The following is a 19,143-nucleotide window of genomic DNA, read 5'->3' as shown; positions in this document are numbered from 1 at the left end:
CCGTCCGCCGTGCCGGCCCCCGGTCTCCTCCCCGCGCCGGCACGCCTCGCCGCCCGAGGGCCATCGCTCCGGAGCGATCGCCCTTGTTCCTGGCTCGGCCTCGGGCGCCGGCGTTCGCGACGCCTTGCGGGCCACCGCCGGACACTCGCTGGAGCGCTGGCCCTGCTCGTCGCCGGGCCGGCGCTCGGCGCCGGGGCAGCGCTCGGCGCGCCCCTGCGGGTCGGCGAGGCGGTGCTGGAGCCGGTCGCCTTCGCCGACCTGCCCGGCTTCGCCGGGGACGACCTCGCCGCGGCGCTCGCGGCCTTCCGGCTGTCCTGCGCGCAGCCCGCCCGGCCGGTGCCGGCGGAAGCCGCCCCCGACGCCCCGTCCCAGGATCTCGCCGCCGCCTGCGCCGCCGCCGCCGACACCCCGGACGCCCACGCCTTCTTCACCGCCCGCTTCGCCCCCTACCGCGTGACCCGCCCGGCCCGGGCCGCGGCGGCGGAGCGGCAGGCTGGCTTCCTCACCGGCTATTTCGAGCCCGAACTCCGGGCCTCCCTGGAGCCGTCGCCCGAGTTTTCCGTGCCGGCGCTCGCCCGGCCCGACGACCTGATCGTGCCGGAGCCCGGCGAGACGCTTCCGGGCCTCGAACCCGGCCTGCGCGCCGGCCGCCGGGACGGGGAGCGGGTGGTGCCCTATCCCGACCGGGGGGCGATCGAGGACGGGGCGCTCGGGCCGCTGGCCCGGCCGCTGCTCTACCTGCGCGACGCGGTCGACCTGCTGGTGCTCCAGGTCCAGGGCTCGGGCCGGGTCCGCCTGCCCGACGGCCGGGTGCTGCGCCTCGCCTATGACGGCCGCAACGGCCGGCCCTACACCTCGGTCGCCCGCCTGATCGTCGCCGAGGGCCACCTCCCGCTGGAGGGGCTGACCCTCGACCGCTGGACCTCCTGGCTGCGCGCCCATCCCGACACCGCCCGGCGGCTGATCCGCCGCAACGCCTCCTACATCTTCTTCCGCCTCGAAGACCTGCCCGCGGCCGATGGCGCCGCCACCGGGCCGACCGGCGGCGGCGGCACGCCGCTGATCCCCGGGCGCAGCCTCGCGGTCGATGCCGGGCTGTGGCGCTACGGCCTGCCGTTCTGGCTCTCCGGGCGCCTGCCGACGCCGGACGGCGGCAGCGTCCCCCTCGCCCGACTGGTGATCGCCCAGGATACCGGGTCGGCCATCACCGGGCCAGCCCGGGGCGACCTCTATCTCGGCACCGGCACCGAGGCCGGCATCGTCGGGGGCCTGCTGCGCGACCCGGCCGGCTTCGTCGTGCTGCTGCCGCTGCCGCAAGCGGGCGCCGTGCGCTGATGCGCCCGCCCCGCCGCCCGCGCCAGCTCAGCGCCGAGGAGCGCAGCCTCTGGGCCGAGATCGCCCGGCTCATCAAGCCCCTGCGCCGGCCCGAGGCGCCCGCTCCGACGCTCGCACGACCCCGCCCGGCCCCCGAGCCGGCACCGGTCGCGAAGGCGCCGCCCCCGCCGCCCGCGCCCCTGCCGCGCCCGCCTTGGGCCGCGCCCGCGGCGCTGCGGCCCTCCCCTCCCCCGCCGGCCCTGCCGCCGCTGGCGCCGCTCGAACGCCGGGTCCGCACCGGCCTCAAGCGCGGCTCGCGCAGCGTCGACGCGGTCATCGACCTGCACGGCATGCGCCAGGCCGAGGCGCACGGCGCCCTGATCGGCTTCCTGAACCGCTCGCGCGGGGCCGGGCACACGGTCGTGCTCGTCGTCACCGGCAAGGGCGGGGCCGGCGGCGACATCGACCGCGAGCGCGGCGTCCTGCGCCGCAGCGTCCCCCATTGGTTGCGCCTGCCGGAGATGCGCGCCCTCGTGCTCGGCTTCGAGGAGGCGTCGCTCCATCACGGCGGCAGCGGCGCGCTCTACGTGCGGCTGCGGCGGCGCTGAGCCCGCGGCCGCGCTCGACATGGGTTAAGGCGCCCGCCGGCGCGACCTGCCATACGGGGAGAGGGACGCGGCAGACGTCCCGTCGTGACTAGTCCCGAAGATCCATCGCCGGGGACTTGAGCCGGCGACCGGAAGCCGCTACATATCGATCATCCCTCCTCCTAGTCAGGTCACGTCGCGCCGAGCTTCTCCGCTCACCCGCAGCGACTTCCGGGACACAATCAGGCGACGACGCGCGTTCGGTCCTCCGCCCCATCCGGCCGTCTCCCGGCCGCGGTGATCCCGGCATGACGCCTCCCTCGACGACCCTCACGCCCGATATCCCATGATCGAAGAAACCCTCGCACCGCTCGACACCCTGGCCCCTGCCATCCGGGAGGTGAAGCTCCAGGACCTGAAGTCGAAGACGCCGACCGAACTCACCGCCTTCGCCGAGGAGGTCGAGGTCGAGAACGCCTCGACCATGCGCAAGCAGGAGCTGATGTTCGCGATCCTGAAGCAGCTCGCTGCCAAGGACGTCGAGATCATCGGCGCCGGCACCGTCGAGGTGCTGCAGGACGGCTTCGGCTTCCTGCGCTCCTCCGAGTCGAACTACCTGCCCGGCCCCGACGACATCTACATCTCGCCGACGCAGATCCGCCGCTTCGGCCTGCGCACCGGCGACACCGTCGAGGGGCCGATCCGGGGCCCGAAGGACGGCGAGCGCTACTTCGCGCTGCTCAAGGTCAACACGATCAACTTCGAGAACCCGGACAAGATCAAGCACAAGGTCCACTTCGACAACCTGACGCCGCTGTTCCCGACCCAGCGCTTCAAGCTCGAACTGAGCGAGCCGCAGCGCAAGGACTTCTCGCCCCGCATCATCGACATCGTGGCGCCGATCGGGAAGGGCCAGCGCGCCCTGATCGTGGCGCCGCCGCGCACCGGCAAGACGGTGCTGATGCAGAACATCGCCCAGTCGATCACCCTCAACCATCCGGAATGCTACCTCATCGTGCTGCTCATCGACGAGCGGCCGGAGGAGGTGACGGACATGATCCGCTCGGTGAAGGGCGAGGTGATCGCCTCGACCTTCGACGAGCCCGCGACCCGCCACGTCCAGGTCGCCGAGATGGTGATCGAGAAGGCCAAGCGCCTCGTCGAGCACGGCCGCGACGTCGTCATCCTGCTCGACTCGATCACCCGGCTCGGCCGCGCCTACAACACCGTCGTGCCGTCCTCCGGCAAGGTGCTGACCGGCGGCGTCGACGCCAACGCCCTGCAGCGGCCCAAGCGCTTCTTCGGCGCCGCCCGCAACATCGAGGAGGGCGGCTCGCTCACCATCATCGCGACCGCACTGATCGACACCGGCTCGCGCATGGACGAGGTGATCTTCGAGGAGTTCAAGGGCACCGGCAATTCCGAGATCATCCTCGACCGCAAGGTGTCGGACAAGCGCACCTTCCCGGCGATCGACATCACCCGCTCCGGCACCCGCAAGGAGGAGCTGCTGGTGCCGCCGGACATGCTCAAGAAGACCTATGTCCTGCGCCGCATCCTCAACCCGATGGGCGTCACCGATGCGGTCGAGTTCCTGCTCGACAAGCTGCGCCAGACCCGCAGCAACAGCGACTTCTTCGACTCGATGAACACCTGATACGGTTTTTGGACGATTCGTTCAAAAGCCGTATCACAGCCCGCGCGGCGCCTGAGCGAAGCCGAAATCCGCATTGCGAAGCAATCAATCGGATTTCGTATGACCGGCGCGGGGCTTGCCCCCGGCTTTGTGAACGAGGGAGGCCGGCAGCGCAGGTTGCCGGCCTTTTCTGTGCCCGCTTCCCGGCCGGCCCGGGACCGGGCAGGAGGGACGCCATGGCCGACACGATCTTCGCCCCCGCCTCCGGCTTCGGCCGCGCCGCCGTCGCGGTCCTGCGCCTCAGCGGCCCCGGCGCCGGCCCGGCCCTCGCCGCGCTCACCGGCCGCCCCCCTCCCCCGCCGCGCCGGCTGTCGCTGCGCACCCTGCGCGATCCCGCCGGCGGCGAGACGCTCGACCGGGCGCTCGTCGTCTGGATGCCGGGCCCCGCCACCTTCACCGGCGAGGATCAGGTCGAACTGCACCTGCACGGCAGCCCGGCGGTGCGCGCCGCCGTGCTGCGCGTGCTCGCCGGCCTGCCCGGGATGGCGGCCGCCGAGCCCGGCGCCTTCACCCGCCGGGCCTTCCTCAACGGACGCATGGATCTCACCGCCGTCGAGGGACTGGCCGACCTCATCGACGCCGAGACCGAGGCCCAGCGCCGGCAGGCGATGCGCCAGCTCGACGGCGCCCTCGGCCGCCGCGTCGAGGCGTGGCGCGCCGGGCTCCTCGACCTGCTCGCCACGACGGAAGCGGCCCTCGACTTCTCCGACGAGGGGGACGTCGACGACGAGGCCCTGTCGGACCGGGCGATGCGTGCCGCCGCCGCGATCCGCGACGCCATCGCCCTCGCGCTGGCCGACGGCCGCCGCGGCGAGCGGCTGCGCGACGGATTCGTCGTCGTGCTCGCCGGCGCGCCGAACGCCGGCAAGTCGACGCTGCTCAACGCGCTGGCCGGCCGCGACGCCGCGATCGTGTCGTCCCGGCCCGGCACCACCCGCGACGCGATCGAGGTGCGCTGCGACCTCGGCGGCCTCCCGGTCGTGCTCGTCGACACCGCCGGCCTGCGCGACAGCGACGATGAGATCGAGGCCGAGGGCGTCGCCCGCAGCCGCGCCTGGATCGGCAAGGCCGACCTCGTCCTGTGGCTGGCCGCGCCCGGCGAGGCCGCGGCGGCACCGGACGACACCGCCCTCCCCTGCCTGCGGGTGCGGACCAAGAGCGACCTCGGCGCCGATGCGGCCGGGGGCGGCCTCGCGATCTCGGCCGTCACCGGCGCCGGTCTCGACCGGCTTCTCGCGGCGATCGAGGAACGGGCGCAGGCGAGCCTCGGCGCGGGCGACGCCCTCGTCACCCGCGAACGCCAGCGTCGCGCGCTCGAACGTTGCGTCGCCCATCTCGATCGGGTGGTCGCCTCTCAGGGCGCGAGTGCGCCGGAACTCGTCGCGGAAGACCTTCGACTCGCCGTGCGGGCGCTCGGCGAAGTCGCCGGTCGGGTCGGGGTCGAGGAGGTTCTCGATCGGCTGTTCTCGAGCTTCTGCATCGGCAAATGACGCGACGGCCGGAGGATTGTTTCACGTGAAACGTGTTGCGATCCCTCAAGCCTTCACGATCCATTGACGCGATCGCGGGCCCGGCCCTAATCACCCGCATGACCATCCAGACACCAGCGCGCTTCGACGTCATCGTCGTCGGCGGCGGCCATGCGGGCGCCGAGGCCGCGGCCTGCGCCGCCCGATCCGGCGCCGCGACCGCCCTCGTCACCCACCGCCTCGACACCCTCGGGGCGATGTCCTGCAACCCGGCGATCGGCGGCCTCGGCAAGGGTCACCTCGTGCGCGAGGTCGACGCCCTCGATGGCCTGATGGGCCGGATCGCCGACCGTGCCGGGATCCAGTTTCGCCTGCTCAATCGCCGCAAGGGACCGGCGGTTCGCGGGCCGCGCACCCAGGCCGACCGCAAGCTCTACGCCCGCGCGATGCAGGCCGCCTTGCGCGCGACGCCGAACCTGACCCTGATCGCCGCCGAGGCCGACGACGTGATGCTGCGCGACGGCCGGGTGACCGGCCTGCGCCTCGGCGACGGCCGCGCCCTGTCCTGCGCCGCATTGGTGCTCACCACCGGCACGTTCCTGCGCGGCCTGATCCATATCGGCGAGACCCGGATCCCGGCCGGGCGCGTCGGCGAGGCGCCGGCGCTGGGCCTGTCGGTGACGCTCGACCGCCACGGCTTCGCCCTCGGCCGGCTCAAGACCGGCACCCCGGCCCGTCTCGACGGCCGGACCATCGACTGGCACGGCGTCGACAAGCAGGCTGCCGACGACGTGCCGGTGCCGTTCTCGACGCTGACCGACCGGATCACGACGCCGCAGATCGAGTGCGGCATCACCCGCACCACCGCGGCGGTCCACGACCTGATCCGGGCCAACCTGCACCGCTCGCCGATGTATTCCGGCGGCATCCAGAGCCGCGGCCCGCGCTACTGCCCGTCGATCGAGGACAAGGTGGTGCGGTTCGGCGACCGCGACGGCCACCAGATCTTTCTCGAACCCGAGGGCCTGGACGACCCGACCGTCTACCCGAACGGCATCTCGACCTCGCTGCCCGAGGAGGTCCAGCGCGCGATGCTGGCGCTGATCCCGGGCTGCGAGCGCGCCACGATGCTGCGCCCCGGCTACGCGATCGAGTACGACTACGTCGATCCGCGCGAACTCGACCCGACCTTACAGACCCGCCGCATCGCCGGCCTTTTTCTCGCCGGCCAGATCAACGGCACCACCGGCTACGAGGAGGCGGCCGCGCAGGGGCTGGTCGCCGGCCTCAACGCCGCCCGACTCGCCGCCGGCTCCGGTCTCGCGGTGTTCGACCGGGCCGAATCGTATCTCGGCGTGATGATCGACGACCTCGTCACCCACGGGGTCAGCGAGCCGTACCGGATGTTCACCTCGCGCTCCGAATACCGGCTCAGCCTGCGGGTCGACAATGCCGACGAGCGCCTGACCGGGCGCGGCGTCGCCCTCGGCTGCGTGTCGGGGCACCGGGCCGCGCATCACCGGGCCTCGCAGGCGACACTGGCGCAGGCGCGCGCACGGCTCGACGGCCTGAGCCTGACGCCGAGCGAGGCCGAGCGCCATGGCCTCGCCCTCAACCGCGACGGCATCCGTCGCACGGCGTTCCAGCTCCTGTCCTATCCGGAGATCACCTGGGTCCGCCTCGCCGCGATCTGGCCGGATCTCGCGGCGGTGCCCGCGCCCGTCGCCGAGCGGCTGCGGACGGATGCGACCTACGCGGTCTATCTGGATCGGCAGCACGCCGACATCGCGGCGTTCCGGCGCGACGAGGCCGCGACGCTACCCGCGAGCCTCGACTATGCCGGGATCGCCGGCCTGTCGAACGAGCTGCGGAGCAAGCTCGAAGGCGTGCGGCCGGCGAGCCTCGGGCAGGCGGCGCGGATCGAGGGCGTGACCCCGGCGGCCCTCACCCTGCTTGCCGCCCATGCCCGCCGCGGCCGTGCCGTCCCCTCCCCTGCCGCCGAGCCGGTCCCGTGACCGGTCGCGAGGCCGTCCTCGCCGCCCACGCCGTTTCACGTGAAACAGCGGCGGCGCTGGACCTCTACGTCCGGCAGCTCGCCCGCTGGCAGACGATCAAGAACCTCGTCGGCCCGTCGACCCTGGCCGAGGTCTGGACCCGCCACGTCGCCGATTCGCTGCAACTGCTCGCCCTCGCGCCCGACGCCCGGCGCTGGCTCGACCTCGGCAGCGGCGCCGGCATTCCCGGCCTGCTCATCGCCATCGCCGGCCGCGAGATCCCGGGCTTCCGCGTCGATCTCGTCGAGAGCAACGCCCGCAAGGGCGCCTTCCTCCAGGAGACCGCCCGCCTGACCGGCGCACCCGCAACGATCCACGTCGCACGGATCGAGGCGGTCATCGGCAACTTCGCCGAGGCCGAGGTGGTCTGCGCCCGGGCCCTCGCCCCGCTGCCGCAACTCGTGGCCTGGACGGCACCGCTCCTGAAAAACGGCGTGATCGGGCTGTTTCCGAAGGGCCGCGAGGCCGGAACCGAATTGACCGCAGCGCGGGAAGAATGGAGATTCGAGGCCGACCTGATCCCGAGCCGGACCGATTCCGAGGCCCGGATCGTGCGCATCTCCAGCTTAGGCGGCCCGCTTCCATGACCGTGGATCCTCCCGAAGCGCCGGCGGCGGTCACCCCGCGCCCGCTGCGCGTCCTCGCGATCGCCAACCAGAAGGGTGGCGTCGGCAAGACCACGACCGCGATCAACCTCGGCACCGCGCTCGCCGCCATCGGCGAGCGGGTGCTGATCGTCGACCTCGACCCGCAGGGCAACGCCTCGACCGGCCTCGGCATCGACCGGCACCAGCGCCGGCTCTCGACCTACGAGGTGCTGGCGGGCGAGGCCGACCTCGCCGAGGCCGTGCAGGCGACGGCGGTCCCCCGCCTCTCGGTCGCGCCCTCGACCATGGATCTGCTCGGCCTGGAGATGGAGATGGCGAGCGCCCCCGACCGGGCGACGCGCCTGCGCCGGGTGCTGGCGCCGCTCGCCGAGGCGCCGGGGTCCGAGCCTTTCAGCTACGTGCTGATCGACTGCCCGCCCTCGCTCAACCTGCTGACGCTCAACGCCCTCGCGGCCGCCGACGCGGTGCTGGTGCCGCTGCAATGCGAGTTCTTCGCCCTGGAGGGCCTGAGCCAGCTCCTGCGCACCGTCGAGCAGATCAAGACCGCGCTCAACCCGCGCCTGACCATCCAGGGCATCGTCCTGACGATGTTCGACCCGCGCAACAACCTGTCGAGCCAGGTCGTCGCCGACGTGCGCGAGTTCATGGGCGACAAGGTCTACGAGACCATGATTCCGCGCAACGTCCGGGTGTCCGAGGCGCCCTCGCACGGCAAGCCGGTGCTGCTCTATGACCTCAAATGCGCGGGCTCGCAGGCCTATCTGCGCCTCGCCTCGGAACTGATCCAGCGCGAGGGCCGGCTTCCGGCCGCGGCCTGACCGCTCCCGACGACGACAAGGACGAGATGATGGCGGACGAGGTGGCCCGGCCGAGGCTCGGGCGCGGGCTCGCGGCACTGATCGGGGATTTCGGCGAGGCGCCGGTCCAGGCGGGAGCCGACCGCAGGGCCGGGCCGCAGCGCCGGGTGGCGATCGAGTTCCTGCGGCCGAACCCGCGCAACCCGCGCCGGACCTTCGCCGACGCGGAACTCGAGGAACTCGCCGCCTCGATCCGCACCCGCGGGGTGATCCAGCCGATCGTCGTGCGGGCGGTGGCCGGGGTGCCGGACGCGTTCGAGATCGTCGCCGGCGAGCGGCGTTGGCGCGCCTCGCAGCGCGCCGGGCTGCACGACGTGCCGGTGGTGGTGGTCGAGGTCGACGACCGCACCTCGCTCGAATACGCGATCCTCGAGAACGTCCAGCGCGCCGACCTCAACGCGATCGAGGAGGCCGCCGGCTACGAGCGGCTGATGTCGGAGTTCCGCTACACCCAGACCGAACTCGCGGAGATCATCGGCAAGAGCCGCAGCCACCTCGCCAACACCCTGCGGCTGCTGCAATTGCCGCCCGGCGTGCAGGAGCACGTCGTCGCCGGCCGCCTCACCGCCGGCCACGCCCGGGCGCTCCTATCGGTCAGGGATCCCGACGCCGTCGCCCGCCGGGTGATCGACGAGGGCATGACGGTGCGCGACGTCGAGGCGCTCGCCGCCGAGCACAATGCCTCGTCCGGCCCGCGGCCCGGCCGGCCGCGCAAGGTGCCGGCGGCGAAGGACGCCGACACCCGTGCCCTGGAACGGCGCCTGGAGGACCTTTTGGGCCTCGCGGTCTCGATCGAGGCGCGCGGCGAGGGCGGCGAGGTGCGGCTGCGCTACGGCAGCCTCGACGAGCTCGACGAGCTGTGCCGCCGCCTCGAACGGTAAACCCGCTCAGCCGCGGCGGTTCGCTTCCGCGGCGAGCTTCAGCACGGTGTCGAGGGCGACCGCGTGGGCGAAGCCGGCCTCGCTGCGCCGGCACGCCAGAACCGCCTCCTGCAGCAGGCCGACCGAGCGCCGCAATCCCTCGGCATTCCACCGGGCGAGCTGGGTCTCGACGGTCCTTTGCCGGCGAAAATGCAGGCCGCGCCAGCCCGCCACCATCGCGGACGGGCTCTTGCCCTCGCCGTCGATGCGGGTGGCGAGCAGCGTCAGGGCGTGGCGTAGGGCGGAGCCCAGCATCACCGAGGCGTCCATGCCCTCGACCTGGAACCGGCGGTACTGCCGCTCGGCGTCGCCGAGGCGGCCCGCGAAGGCGGCGTCGATCAGCGCGTTGAGCACCGAGCCCGACACGTCGCTCGCCACCGCCTCGACGTCGTCGAGGGTGATCTCGCCCTGGCCGCGGGCGTAGAGGGCGAGCTTCTCGATCTCGCCGAGGCTCGCCCTGCGGTCGCCCCCGAGCCCGGCCGCCAGGGTCTCGCGGGCCTCGCGGGAGATGCGCAGACCCTCGGCCTTCAGGGTGCGGTCGATGAGGTCGGCGAGCTGGCCGGCATCGTCGGGGTAGCACGGGATCGCCAACGCCCGCGGCGAGCGCTCGCACAGGGCCCGCAGCGGCGCCGACTTGGCGAGGTCGCCGGCCTCGATCACGATGCGGGTGCCGGTCGGCTCGGCCTTCAGCACGAGGTCGACGGCGGGGGCGATCGGGCGGCTGCCGGGCCGGACCCAGACCGAGCGCTGGCCGCCGAACAGCCCGACCGTGCCGGCCTCATCGATCAGCCGGCCGGGATCGCCGGCGAGGACGTCGGCGTCGATCTTGACCAGCGCGAACGGGTCGGACGGGTCCTCGACGGCGCTCTCGGCGAGCTTGCGCGCCCGTTCGGCGACGAGGCCGGTATCCGGCCCGTAGACCAGGATCACGGCGATGCGGGGATCGGGGCCCCGCCGCAGCAGGCCCTCGACCTCGCCGGCCTTGACCGCCGTCACGGCGCCTGGGTCGCCAGGATGGCGGAGACGCGGGTCTTGATCTGGTCGGCCAGGACCTTCGCGAGCCGGATCTCGGCCTCGCGGGCGGCGCGGACGCTGGCGAAGCGCTGCACCGAGCGGTCGTAGGTCGCCGAGCCCTGGGCCACGCCCTCGGTGAGGATGCGGCTGCCGTCGAGGGTGACGACCCGGTAGGTGGCGGTGCCGATGAGCGTCGCGGATTCGGCCCGGCCGGTGATCGAGCTGACGATCGGCGTCTGGACCTGTTCGCTCGCCACCAGGGTGAGGCGGTAGCGCTTCTCCGCCGACTGGCCGGCGCCGTCGAGGTCGAACACGAGTTCGCTGCGCAGGTAGTGGCCGAGGCGCTCCTGGCCGGCCGCGGTCTGAGCCGGATCGACCTGGATCGAAGCCAGCATCGCCGCCAGCGGCACGCCGGAGGGCGTCGGTCCGTAGAGCGGGCGGAAGCAGGCCGACAGGCTCAGCGCCAGCGTTCCCGCCAGGGCGAGGCGTGCCGCGATCGTCGCCGTGCTGCGTGCCATGCCGGTCCGTCCCACCCCTTAAGAAACCTGCCGTGCGATCCTGCCGGATCCGCACGATCGCGGCCGAGCCTGTGCCTTACGCACGGCCCGGGCCGCAAGCTAGAGCGGCAGACTTAACGAAAGCCTGCGGCAGGATCGTGATCCTGCGCGGGGTCGTGATCCTGCGCGGGATCGTGGTGGCGGGTGCCCGTTGGCACCCGCCGAGGCTTCACGCCACCACGTTGACGATGCGCCTGGGGATCACGATGACCTTGCGCGGCGCCTTGCCGTCGAGGGCGCGCTGCACCGCGTCGAGGGAAAGCACCGCCGCCTCGACCATCGCGGCATCGGCATCGGTCGGCACCGTCACGTCGGCGCGCTTCCTGCCATTGACCTGCACCGGCAGGGTCACGCTGTCCTCGACCAGCAGCCCGGCCTCGACCGCCGGCCACGCCGCCTCGGCGACCAGCCCGTCGCGGCCGAGCACCGCCCAGCACGCCTCGGCGAGGTGCGGCATCATCGGGGCGATGATCTGCACCAGGATGCCGGTCGCCTCCAGCAGGGCAGGGCGCCCGGGCTTGGTCGTGGCGTTCAGCGCCTCTTGGATCGCGTTGGCGAGCTCGTAGGCGTGGGCGACGCAGCGGTTGAAGCGCAGCCGCTCGATATCCTCGCCGACCGCCGACAGGGCCTTGTGGGCCGCCTTGCGGACCCCGAGATCCGTCGGGCCGTCGCTGCCCTGGTGCTCCGCGGCCTCGTTGGCGAGGCGCCAGACGCGCTGGACGAAGCGGGACGCGCCCTGCACGCCCTCCTCGGTCCAGATCACATCGCGCTCGGGCGGCGAGTCGGAGAGCATGAACCAGCGCGCGGTGTCGGCGCCGTAGGAGGCGATGATGTCGTCGGGGTCGACGACGTTCTTCTTCGACTTCGACATCTTCTCGATCGGGCCGATCGAGAGCGCCGCGCCTGTTTTCACGTGAAACGCCTTGCGGGTCCCGTCCTCGCTGGCGAGGCGGATCTCGGCCGGCTGGACCCAGGCGCCGGAGGCGTCCTTGTAGGTCTCGTGGACGACCATGCCCTGGGTGAACAGGCCAGCGAACGGCTCGTCGATTCCGGCCCAGCCGGTCTCGCGCATCGCCCGCATGAAAAAGCGCGAGTACAGCAGGTGCAGGATCGCGTGCTCGATGCCGCCGATATACTGGTCGACGGCGAGCCAATGGTCGGCGGTCTTCGGGTCGGTCGGGGCGTCGTCGAGCCACGGCGCGGTGAAGCGGGCGTAGTACCAGGACGAGTCGACGAAGGTGTCCATCGTGTCGGTCTCGCGCCGCGCCGCCGCCCCGCAGGTCGGGCAGGAGATGGTGCGCCACGCCGCGTCCCGCTCCAGCGGGTTGCCGGGCACGTCGAACGAGACCTCCTCCGGCAGCGTCACCGGCAGGTCGGCGACCGGCACCGGCACCACGCCGCAGGCGTCGCAATGGATCACCGGAATCGGGCAGCCCCAGTAGCGCTGGCGCGAGATACCCCAGTCGCGCAGGCGGAACTGCACCTTGCGCTGCGCCACGGCTGTGCCGTCGAGGGTCTCGGCCTCGAGCCGGTCGGCCACCGCCGCGAAGGCGGCGTCGGTGGTCATCCCGTCGAGGAAGCGCGAATGGATCATCCGGCCGTCGCCGTCATAGGCGGTGTCGGTGACGACGAAGCTCGCCGGGTCCTGGTCGGGCGGGCACACCACCGGGGTGTTGCCGAGCCCGTACTTGTTGGCGAAGTCGAGGTCGCGCTGGTCGTGCGCCGGGCAGCCGAACACCGCGCCGGTGCCGTACTCCATCAGCACGAAGTTCGCGACGTAGACCGGCAGGGTCCAGGACGGGTCGAGGGGGTGGCGCACCCGCAGGCCGGTATCGAAGCCGAGCTTGTCGGCGGTGTCGATCGCCTCCTGGGCGGTGCCGATGCGGCGGCATTCCTCGATGAAGGCGCGCAGCCCGCTCGCCGCCTCGTCGCCGGCCAGCACCTTCGCGAGCGGGTGGTCGATCGAGATCGCCAGGAACTTGGCGCCGAACAGCGTGTCGGGCCGGGTGGTGTAGACCTTCACCTCCGAGGCGGCGCCGGTGGGCGCGGATTCCAGGGCGAAGCGGACCTCCAGCCCCTCGGAGCGGCCGATCCAGTTCTTCTGCATCAGCCGGACCTTCTCCGGCCAGCGGTCGAGGGTGTCGAGCCGGTCGGTGAGATCCTGGGCGAAGTCGGTGATCTTGAGGAACCACTGGGTCAGTTCGCGCTGCTCGACCAGGGCCCCCGAGCGCCAGCCGCGGCCGTCGATGACCTGCTCGTTGGCGAGCACCGTGTGGTCGACCGGGTCCCAGTTCACCTTGGCGGTGCGGCGCGCCACCAGCCCCGCCTTCAGGAAGTCGAGGAACATCCGCTGCTGGTGCTTGTAATAGGCCGGGTCGCAGGTCGCGATCTCGCGGCTCCAGTCCAGCGACAGGCCCATCGATTGCAGTTGCGCCCGCATCGTCGCGATGTTGGCGTAGGTCCACTCGCGCGGGTTGACCTTGTTCTGCATCGCGGCGTTCTCGGCCGGCAGGCCGAAGGCGTCCCAGCCCATCGGGTGCAGGACGTTGAACCCCCTGGCGCGCTTGTAGCGGGCCACGACGTCGCCCATGGCGTAGTTGCGCACGTGGCCCATGTGGATGCGCCCCGACGGGTAGGGGAACATCTCCAGCACGTAGTATTTCGGCCGCGGGTCGTCGTTGCGGGTCCGGTAGATATCGCGTTCGGCCCAAACCGCCTGCCAGTGGGGTTCGGAGTCCTTTGCGTTGTAGCGTTCGGCCATGGCGGGCGTCTTGGGTTCGGAACCGGGGGAAACCAGGAAAACGGCGGCCCGGAGGGCGGTCGAGCTTGCCCGGCGCGGCATGGCCGGACTAAGCAGGGCCGCCCGGCCCGACCTGCCGCGATGTCCCTGGTGGCGCATCGTTGTTCGCGCCGAGACGTCGGACGCCGTCGGCGGATGGATGCTTAGGACACGGTTGCTTTCCAGGGTCAACGGCCGTGCCGGCGGGCCTGCCCTGCCTCTCTGCCCCCCGACCTGGATGAGGATTGCCCGATGAGCGAGAGCGTCGTGACGCAGTGGCAGGCGGTGCGCGACGAGATCGCCCGCGCCGCCTCCGACAACGAGCGCACGCCCGGCGACGTGACGCTGGTGGCGGTCTCGAAGACCGTGGCGGCCGAGGGCATCCGGCCGGTGCTGGAGGCCGGCCAGCGGGTCTTCGGCGAGAACTACGTCCAGGAGACCGCGGCGAAGTGGCCGGGCCTGCGCGAGGCCTATCCGGACGTGGAACTGCACCTGATCGGCCCGCTGCAATCGAACAAGGCCCGCGAGGCGGTGGCGCTGTTCGACGTCATCCAGACCCTCGACCGGACCTCGCTGGCGGCGGCGCTCGCCAAGGAGGTCCGCCGTGCCGGCCGCCAGCCGGTGCTGCTGGTCCAGGTCAATACCGGCGACGAGCCGCAGAAGGGCGGCGTCTCGCCGTCCGCAGTCGACGCCTTCCTGGCCGAGTGCCGCGATACTCACGGCCTGACCGTGTCGGGCCTGATGTGCATCCCGCCGGCGGAGGATCCGCCCTCCGCGCATTTCGGGATGCTCGCCGCCATCGCGGCCCGGCACGGCCTGACGTGGCTGTCGATGGGGATGAGCGCCGATTATCCGGCAGCGATCCAGATGGGCGCGACCCATGTCCGGGTCGGCAGCGCCATCTTCGGGGCGCGGCCTGCGAAGACGTAAGCCCGGCCTTTACTGCTCGGCCCGAGGATGCCCGGGAGCGGACCGGCCTGGGTTCCGCCGCAGCGGACCGGGGACCAGGGATGAGCGAGGCTGAGGAGCACCGAGGCGGGCCGGACCGGGCCTGGATCGCGCAGGCCATCGAGGCGATCGAGGCGGACGTCAACCGCTCGGCCGACACCCACCTGCTGCGGCTGCCGCTGCCCGCCTGTCCCGGCATCAGCCTCTACGTCAAGGACGAGTCGACCCATCCGACCGGCAGCCTCAAGCACCGGCTCGCCCGTTCGCTGTTCCTCTACGCCCTGTGCAGCGGACGGATCGGCCCCGGCACCACGATCGTCGAATCGTCGAGCGGCTCGACGGCGGTGAGCGAGGCCTACTTCGCCCGCATGCTCGGGCTGCCCTTCGTCGCGGTGATGCCGCGCACCACCTCGGCCGAGAAGGTGGCGCAGATCGCCCGTTACGGCGGCCGCTGCCACTTCGTCGACGGGCCGGGCGCGGTCTATGCCGAGGCCGAGCGGCTCGCCGCCTCTCTGGGCGGTCACTACATGGACCAGTTCACCTACGCCGAGCGGGCGACCGACTGGCGCGGCAACAACAACATCGCCGAGTCGATCTTCGCCCAGATGGCGCGCGAGCCGCAGCCGGTGCCGGCCTGGATCGTCGTCGGGGCCGGCACCGGCGGCACCTCGGCGACGATCGGCCGCTTCCTGCGCTACCGGCGGCTCCCGACCCGGCTGTGCCTCGCCGACCCCTCCGCCTCGGTCTTCCACCGCCACCTCGCCGACCCGTCGGTTTGCACCACGAACGGACCCTCGTCGCTGATCGAGGGGATCGGGCGGGGCCGCTGCGAGCCGTCGTTCCTGCCCGAGATCATCGACCGGGCCGAGGCGGTGAGCGACCCGGCGAGCCTCGCCGCCGCGCGCGTGCTGTCGGACCGGCTCGGCCGCTCCTGCGGCGGCTCGACCGGCACCAACCTGTGGGCCGCCGCCCGCGTGATCGCCGGGATGGCCGCCGCCGGCGAGACCGGCTCGGTGGTCACCCTCCTGTGCGATTCCGGCGAACGCTACCGCAGCACCCATGCCGACGATGCCTGGCTCGCCGGGCGCGGGATCGTGCTCGACCGCGAGATCGCGGCGGTCGAGGCGTTCTTCGCCCACGGGACCTCGCCCGACGCGGCCCAGGCGGGGTGAAAGGGGAGGGGAGTTCCGACGCCCCGGGCGCCGTAGGCCTGTTCGAGCGGCCGTCCATCATGTTTGCCGCGCAAAGCACCCCTTTCCCGGACGACTGAAGCGTCAGCGGAAGGAGATCCGGGATCCAGCGCAAGATGTGCCGCGAAGCGGCTCTGAATCCTGCACCGTTGCAAAGCTTCGGACGCTTCGCGACTCATCGTGCTGGATCCTGGATCTCCTTCCACTCCGTTTCAGTCGTCCGGGAAAGGGGGTGGTTACTCTGAAGATCGTGCGTCAAACGGGCGCCGCGGCGAGGTCGAGTTCGGCCCGCACGAGGTCCGGGTCGTCCGGGTCGGTGCGGATCGCGAAGCCGAGGGCGCGGCACAGGGTCAGCATCGCGCGATTCTCGCGCAGCACCTGCCCGTCGATGCGGGTGATGCCCTCGACCCGGGCCCAGTCGATCATCAGTCGCATGAGGGCGCGGCCGAGGCCGAGGCCCTTGAGGTCGGACCGGATCATGATGGCGAACTCGCCGCTGCGGTGGTTGGCGTCGGCGTGCAGGCGCACCGCCCCCATCATGGTCCCGTCGGGTTCGGCCGCCACGGCCGGATCGATCGCCACGAAGGCGATGGCGCGGGCGTAGTCGAGCTGGGTCAGGCGGGCCAGGAAGGCGTGGTTGAAGTCGCGCACCGGCGCGAAGAAGCGCAGGCGCAGGTCGTCGGGGCTCGCGGTGCGGAAGAACGCCGCGAACATGCCCTCGTCCTCCGGCCGCACCGGGCGGATCAGCACCGGCCGGCCGCGCAGAGTGGTGCGGCGCTCCCACTCGGTCGGGTAGGGGCGCACGGCGAAGCGGGCGTGGCTCGGGCCGCTGCCGGCGTCGCGCCGCGCCGCCGTCGCGAGCGGCGCCACCGCCGCGCGGGCGTCGAGGGCGATGACGCCGGCCTCGTCGGCCAGCAGCGGGTTGATGTCGAGGTCGCGCAGTTCCGGCAGGTCGGCCGCCGCCTGGGCGAGCTTGACCAGCACCAGCGCCACCGCGTGCTCGTCGGCGGCGGCGACGTCCCGGTACGCCTTGAGCCGGCGGGCGACCCGGGTGCGGCCGATCAGTTCCGCGGCGAGGCGCAGATCGAGGGGCGGCAGGGCGAGCGCCCGGTCGTCGATGACCTCGACCGCGGTGCCGCCGCGGCCGAACACCACCACCGGGCCGAAGACTGGATCGTCGGCGAGCCCGGCGATGAGTTCCCGCGCCTTCGGCCGCCGCAGCATCGGCTGGACGGCGAAGCCCGTGATGCGCGCCTCCGGCCGGTCGCGGGCGGCGCGGGCGAGGATCGCGGCGGCGGCCTCGCGCACCGCCGCCTCGCTGGTGAGATCGAGATGGACGCCGCCGACGTCGGACTTGTGGACGATGTCGGGCGAGACGAGCTTCAGCGCCACCGTGCCGCCGGCCGCGATCACCGGCCACGCGGCTTCCGCCGCCGCGTCGGCATCGGGTACCACCTGGAGCGGCAGGGTCGGGATGTCGTAGGCGGCGAGCAGCCCGGTCACCTCCTGCGGGTCGAGCCAGGTGCGGCCCTCGGCCAGGGCCGCCGCGACGATGCGGCGGGCCGCCGTCACGTCGGGCGAGAAGTCGCGCGGCAGCGAATCCGGCGTCTTCATCAGGTCGTCCTGCGCCTCGCGGTAGCGCACGAGGTGCATGAAGCCCTCGACGGCCTCGGCGTCGGTGGCGAAGCGCGGGATGCCGGCGCGCTTGAGCGGGTCGTCGGCGCCGCCGCCCATCGTCACCGCGAAGACCGGCTTGGCGCGGAAGCTGCCGCGGCGGTGGCGCCCGGTCGCCTCGGCGATCGCCGCCACCGCCTCGCCGCCGTCGGAGAGTGCGGTCGGCACGTTGATCACCAGCACCGCGTCGCTGGCGCGGTCGGCGAGCAGGGCGGCCAGCGCCGCGGCGTAGCGGTCGCCGCCGGCATCGGCGCCGAGATCGAGCGGATTGCGCCACGAGACCGACGCGGCGAGTCCTGTTGCCGGCAAAGTCTCGTCGAGCAGAGCGTGGGTCTCGGGCGACAGGTCGGCGAGGCTGCCGCCGAGATCGGCGAGCCGGTCGACCGCCAGGGAGCCGACGCCGCGGCCGTTGGCAAGGATCGCGAGGCGCTTGCCCGGGAAGGGTCTTTGCCGGCTCAGTGTCTCGACGGCGGAGAACAGCGTGTCGAGGTCGTCGACCCGCAGCAGGCCGGCGCGGCGCAGGGCGGCGTCGTAGACCGCGTCCGGCCGCGCGAGCATCCCGGCATGAGTCGCGGCGTTCTCCGGTCGGCTCGGGTCGCTGCGTCCGGTGCGCAGCACCACCACCGGCTTGGCCCGGGCGGCGGCGCGGGCGGCGGACATGAATTTCGGCGCGTCGGCGACCCCGTCGAGGGAGAGCAGGATCGCCCGGGTGGTGCGCTCGGACGCGAAATGGTCGAGGCAGTCGGCGATGTCGACGTCGAGGGCCTGCCCGAGGGAGAGGACGGCCGAGAAGCCGTGCCCGCGCGCCGCAGCCCAGGCGACGATGCCGGCCGCGACGGTGCGCGACTGCGAGATCAGCGCGAGGTCGCCCCTGGGCGGCGCCTCGGCGAGCAGGCTGGCGTCGAGCCGGGCCCCCGGCACCGCGAGTCCCATGCAGTCGGGCCCGACGAGGCGCAGGCCGTGGGCGCGCGCCGCCTCGCGGGTCGCGTACCCGAGCGAGCCGGGTTCGCTGCCGAGACCCGCGGTGACGATGACGGCCGCGCCGCAGCCGAAGCCGCCCGCCGCCGCGACGATGCCCGGCACGCTCGCGGCCGGCGACGCCACCACGACGAGGTCGGCCGGCTCCGGCGTGGCATCGATCGCGGGATAGCAGGGCAGGTCGGCGACGACGGCGTGGTTGGGATTCACCGGCCAGATCTGGCCCGCGAACCCGGCCCGGCGCAGGTTGCGCAGGATTGCGCCGCCGAAGGACCGCTCGCGGGCACTCGCGCCCACCAGGGCGACCGAGCGCGGCGCGAGGAGGCGGTCGAAGCGGTAGGTGCTCATCGCGGGGCCTGCGGGGTGAGGCGTCGGGCGGTCCGGGATCCGGGTCCCGGGGCTGCCGGACGCCGACGTCGGCGGGTCGCAGCCTAGATGGGCGGTCCTCCGGGCTGTGACCAGCGGCGGCGCTTGTGTTGGCGGGGGATCTGCGTCACC

The 19,143-nt window shown here is 72.9% G+C and carries 14 protein-coding genes; 10 read left to right on the top strand and 4 right to left on the bottom strand.

Features of this window, described 5'->3' with window-relative positions:
• Positions 1-156 precede the first annotated feature (156 nt).
• The 8 genes from mltA (at position 157) to EOE48_RS03415 (ending at position 9,466) form a co-directional block, all read left to right on the top strand.
• Positions 157-1,335, top strand: a complete 1,179-nt coding sequence (gene mltA / locus EOE48_RS03450) for a murein transglycosylase A (RefSeq protein WP_127727484.1) — start codon at positions 157-159, stop codon at positions 1,333-1,335.
• Positions 1,335-1,922, top strand: coding sequence for a Smr/MutS family protein (locus EOE48_RS03445; RefSeq protein ID WP_127727383.1), 588 nt, complete (start codon positions 1,335-1,337; stop codon positions 1,920-1,922). The genes mltA and EOE48_RS03445 overlap by 1 nt, the downstream gene beginning before the upstream one ends.
• A 325-nt stretch (positions 1,923-2,247) precedes the next feature.
• Positions 2,248-3,558 carry a transcription termination factor Rho gene (rho, locus tag EOE48_RS03440; RefSeq protein ID WP_127727382.1) on the top strand — a complete coding sequence of 437 codons (1,311 nt, stop codon included), beginning with the start codon at positions 2,248-2,250 and terminating at the stop codon, positions 3,556-3,558.
• 215 nt (positions 3,559-3,773) lie between these two features.
• A complete protein-coding gene (gene mnmE, locus EOE48_RS03435; RefSeq protein ID WP_127727381.1) occupies positions 3,774-5,087 on the top strand; it encodes a tRNA uridine-5-carboxymethylaminomethyl(34) synthesis GTPase MnmE in 1,314 nt (437 codons plus the stop codon).
• A gap of 98 nt (positions 5,088-5,185) precedes the next feature.
• Entirely contained in the window at positions 5,186-7,081 is a 1,896-nt protein-coding gene (gene mnmG / locus EOE48_RS03430; RefSeq protein WP_127727380.1) for a tRNA uridine-5-carboxymethylaminomethyl(34) synthesis enzyme MnmG, read from the top strand.
• The gene (rsmG, locus tag EOE48_RS03425) at positions 7,078-7,707 is read left to right on the top strand and encodes a 16S rRNA (guanine(527)-N(7))-methyltransferase RsmG (RefSeq protein WP_127727379.1); all 630 of its coding nucleotides are present in this window, start codon (positions 7,078-7,080) and stop codon (positions 7,705-7,707) included. The genes mnmG and rsmG overlap by 4 nt, the downstream gene beginning before the upstream one ends.
• Positions 7,704-8,546, top strand: coding sequence for a ParA family protein (locus EOE48_RS03420; RefSeq protein WP_127727378.1), 843 nt, complete (start codon positions 7,704-7,706; stop codon positions 8,544-8,546). The genes rsmG and EOE48_RS03420 overlap by 4 nt, the downstream gene beginning before the upstream one ends.
• Before the next feature lie 29 nt (positions 8,547-8,575).
• On the top strand, positions 8,576-9,466 hold the full coding sequence (locus EOE48_RS03415) for a ParB/RepB/Spo0J family partition protein (RefSeq protein ID WP_127727377.1): 891 nt from the start codon (positions 8,576-8,578) through the stop codon (positions 9,464-9,466).
• 6 nt (positions 9,467-9,472) lie between these two features.
• Here EOE48_RS03415 and holA read toward each other — a convergent pair whose 3' ends face one another.
• The 3 genes from holA to leuS form a co-directional block, all read right to left on the bottom strand.
• Positions 9,473-10,501 carry a DNA polymerase III subunit delta gene (holA, locus tag EOE48_RS03410; RefSeq protein WP_127727376.1) on the bottom strand — a complete coding sequence of 343 codons (1,029 nt, stop codon included), beginning with the start codon at positions 10,499-10,501 and terminating at the stop codon, positions 9,473-9,475.
• On the bottom strand, positions 10,498-11,037 hold the full coding sequence (lptE, locus tag EOE48_RS03405) for an LPS assembly lipoprotein LptE (protein WP_127727375.1): 540 nt from the start codon (positions 11,035-11,037) through the stop codon (positions 10,498-10,500). Before lptE ends, holA begins: the two co-directional genes overlap by 4 nt.
• Positions 11,038-11,245: 208 nt before the next feature.
• Positions 11,246-13,837 carry a leucine--tRNA ligase gene (gene leuS, locus EOE48_RS03400; protein WP_127727374.1) on the bottom strand — a complete coding sequence of 864 codons (2,592 nt, stop codon included), beginning with the start codon at positions 13,835-13,837 and terminating at the stop codon, positions 11,246-11,248.
• A 270-nt stretch (positions 13,838-14,107) separates the two neighbouring features.
• Here leuS and EOE48_RS03395 point away from each other — a divergent pair, with 270 nt between their 5' ends.
• Together EOE48_RS03395 and EOE48_RS03390 are read left to right on the top strand one after the other, a co-directional pair.
• Positions 14,108-14,785, top strand: coding sequence for a YggS family pyridoxal phosphate-dependent enzyme (locus tag EOE48_RS03395; RefSeq protein ID WP_127727373.1), 678 nt, complete (start codon positions 14,108-14,110; stop codon positions 14,783-14,785).
• 80 nt (positions 14,786-14,865) lie between these two features.
• Positions 14,866-15,975 (top strand): PLP-dependent cysteine synthase family protein, encoded by a 1,110-nt coding sequence (locus EOE48_RS03390; protein ID WP_127727372.1) that lies wholly within the window; start codon positions 14,866-14,868, stop codon positions 15,973-15,975.
• A gap of 273 nt (positions 15,976-16,248) precedes the next feature.
• Here EOE48_RS03390 and EOE48_RS03385 read toward each other — a convergent pair whose 3' ends face one another.
• A complete protein-coding gene (locus EOE48_RS03385; protein WP_127727371.1) occupies positions 16,249-18,993 on the bottom strand; it encodes a bifunctional acetate--CoA ligase family protein/GNAT family N-acetyltransferase in 2,745 nt (914 codons plus the stop codon).
• Between the last annotated feature and the right edge of the window lie 150 nt (positions 18,994-19,143).

It is taken from the genome of Methylobacterium oryzihabitans (assembly GCF_004004555.2).
Taxonomy (GTDB): Bacteria; Pseudomonadota; Alphaproteobacteria; order Rhizobiales; family Beijerinckiaceae; genus Methylobacterium; species Methylobacterium oryzihabitans.
Note: the sequence above shows the minus strand (reverse complement) of the source record. Positions and strands in the feature narration are given on the sequence as shown.

Excerpts from the sequence above, each read along its gene's own strand:
- lptE (WP_127727375.1), bottom strand. The coding sequence starts at position 11,037 with ATGGCACGCAGCACGGCGACGATCGCGGCACGCCTCGCCCTGGCGGGA.
- EOE48_RS03395 (WP_127727373.1), top strand. The coding sequence starts at position 14,108 with ATGAGCGAGAGCGTCGTGACGCAGTGGCAGGCGGTGCGCGACGAGATC.
- EOE48_RS03420 (WP_127727378.1), top strand. The coding sequence starts at position 7,704 with ATGACCGTGGATCCTCCCGAAGCGCCGGCGGCGGTCACCCCGCGCCCG.
- mnmG (WP_127727380.1), top strand. The coding sequence starts at position 5,186 with ATGACCATCCAGACACCAGCGCGCTTCGACGTCATCGTCGTCGGCGGC.
- EOE48_RS03415 (WP_127727377.1), top strand. The coding sequence starts at position 8,576 with ATGGCGGACGAGGTGGCCCGGCCGAGGCTCGGGCGCGGGCTCGCGGCA.
- EOE48_RS03385 (WP_127727371.1), bottom strand. The coding sequence starts at position 18,993 with ATGAGCACCTACCGCTTCGACCGCCTCCTCGCGCCGCGCTCGGTCGCC.
- mnmE (WP_127727381.1), top strand. The coding sequence starts at position 3,774 with ATGGCCGACACGATCTTCGCCCCCGCCTCCGGCTTCGGCCGCGCCGCC.
- leuS (WP_127727374.1), bottom strand. The coding sequence starts at position 13,837 with ATGGCCGAACGCTACAACGCAAAGGACTCCGAACCCCACTGGCAGGCG.
- rho (WP_127727382.1), top strand. The coding sequence starts at position 2,248 with ATGATCGAAGAAACCCTCGCACCGCTCGACACCCTGGCCCCTGCCATC.
- EOE48_RS03445 (WP_127727383.1), top strand. The coding sequence starts at position 1,335 with ATGCGCCCGCCCCGCCGCCCGCGCCAGCTCAGCGCCGAGGAGCGCAGC.
- EOE48_RS03390 (WP_127727372.1), top strand. The coding sequence starts at position 14,866 with ATGAGCGAGGCTGAGGAGCACCGAGGCGGGCCGGACCGGGCCTGGATC.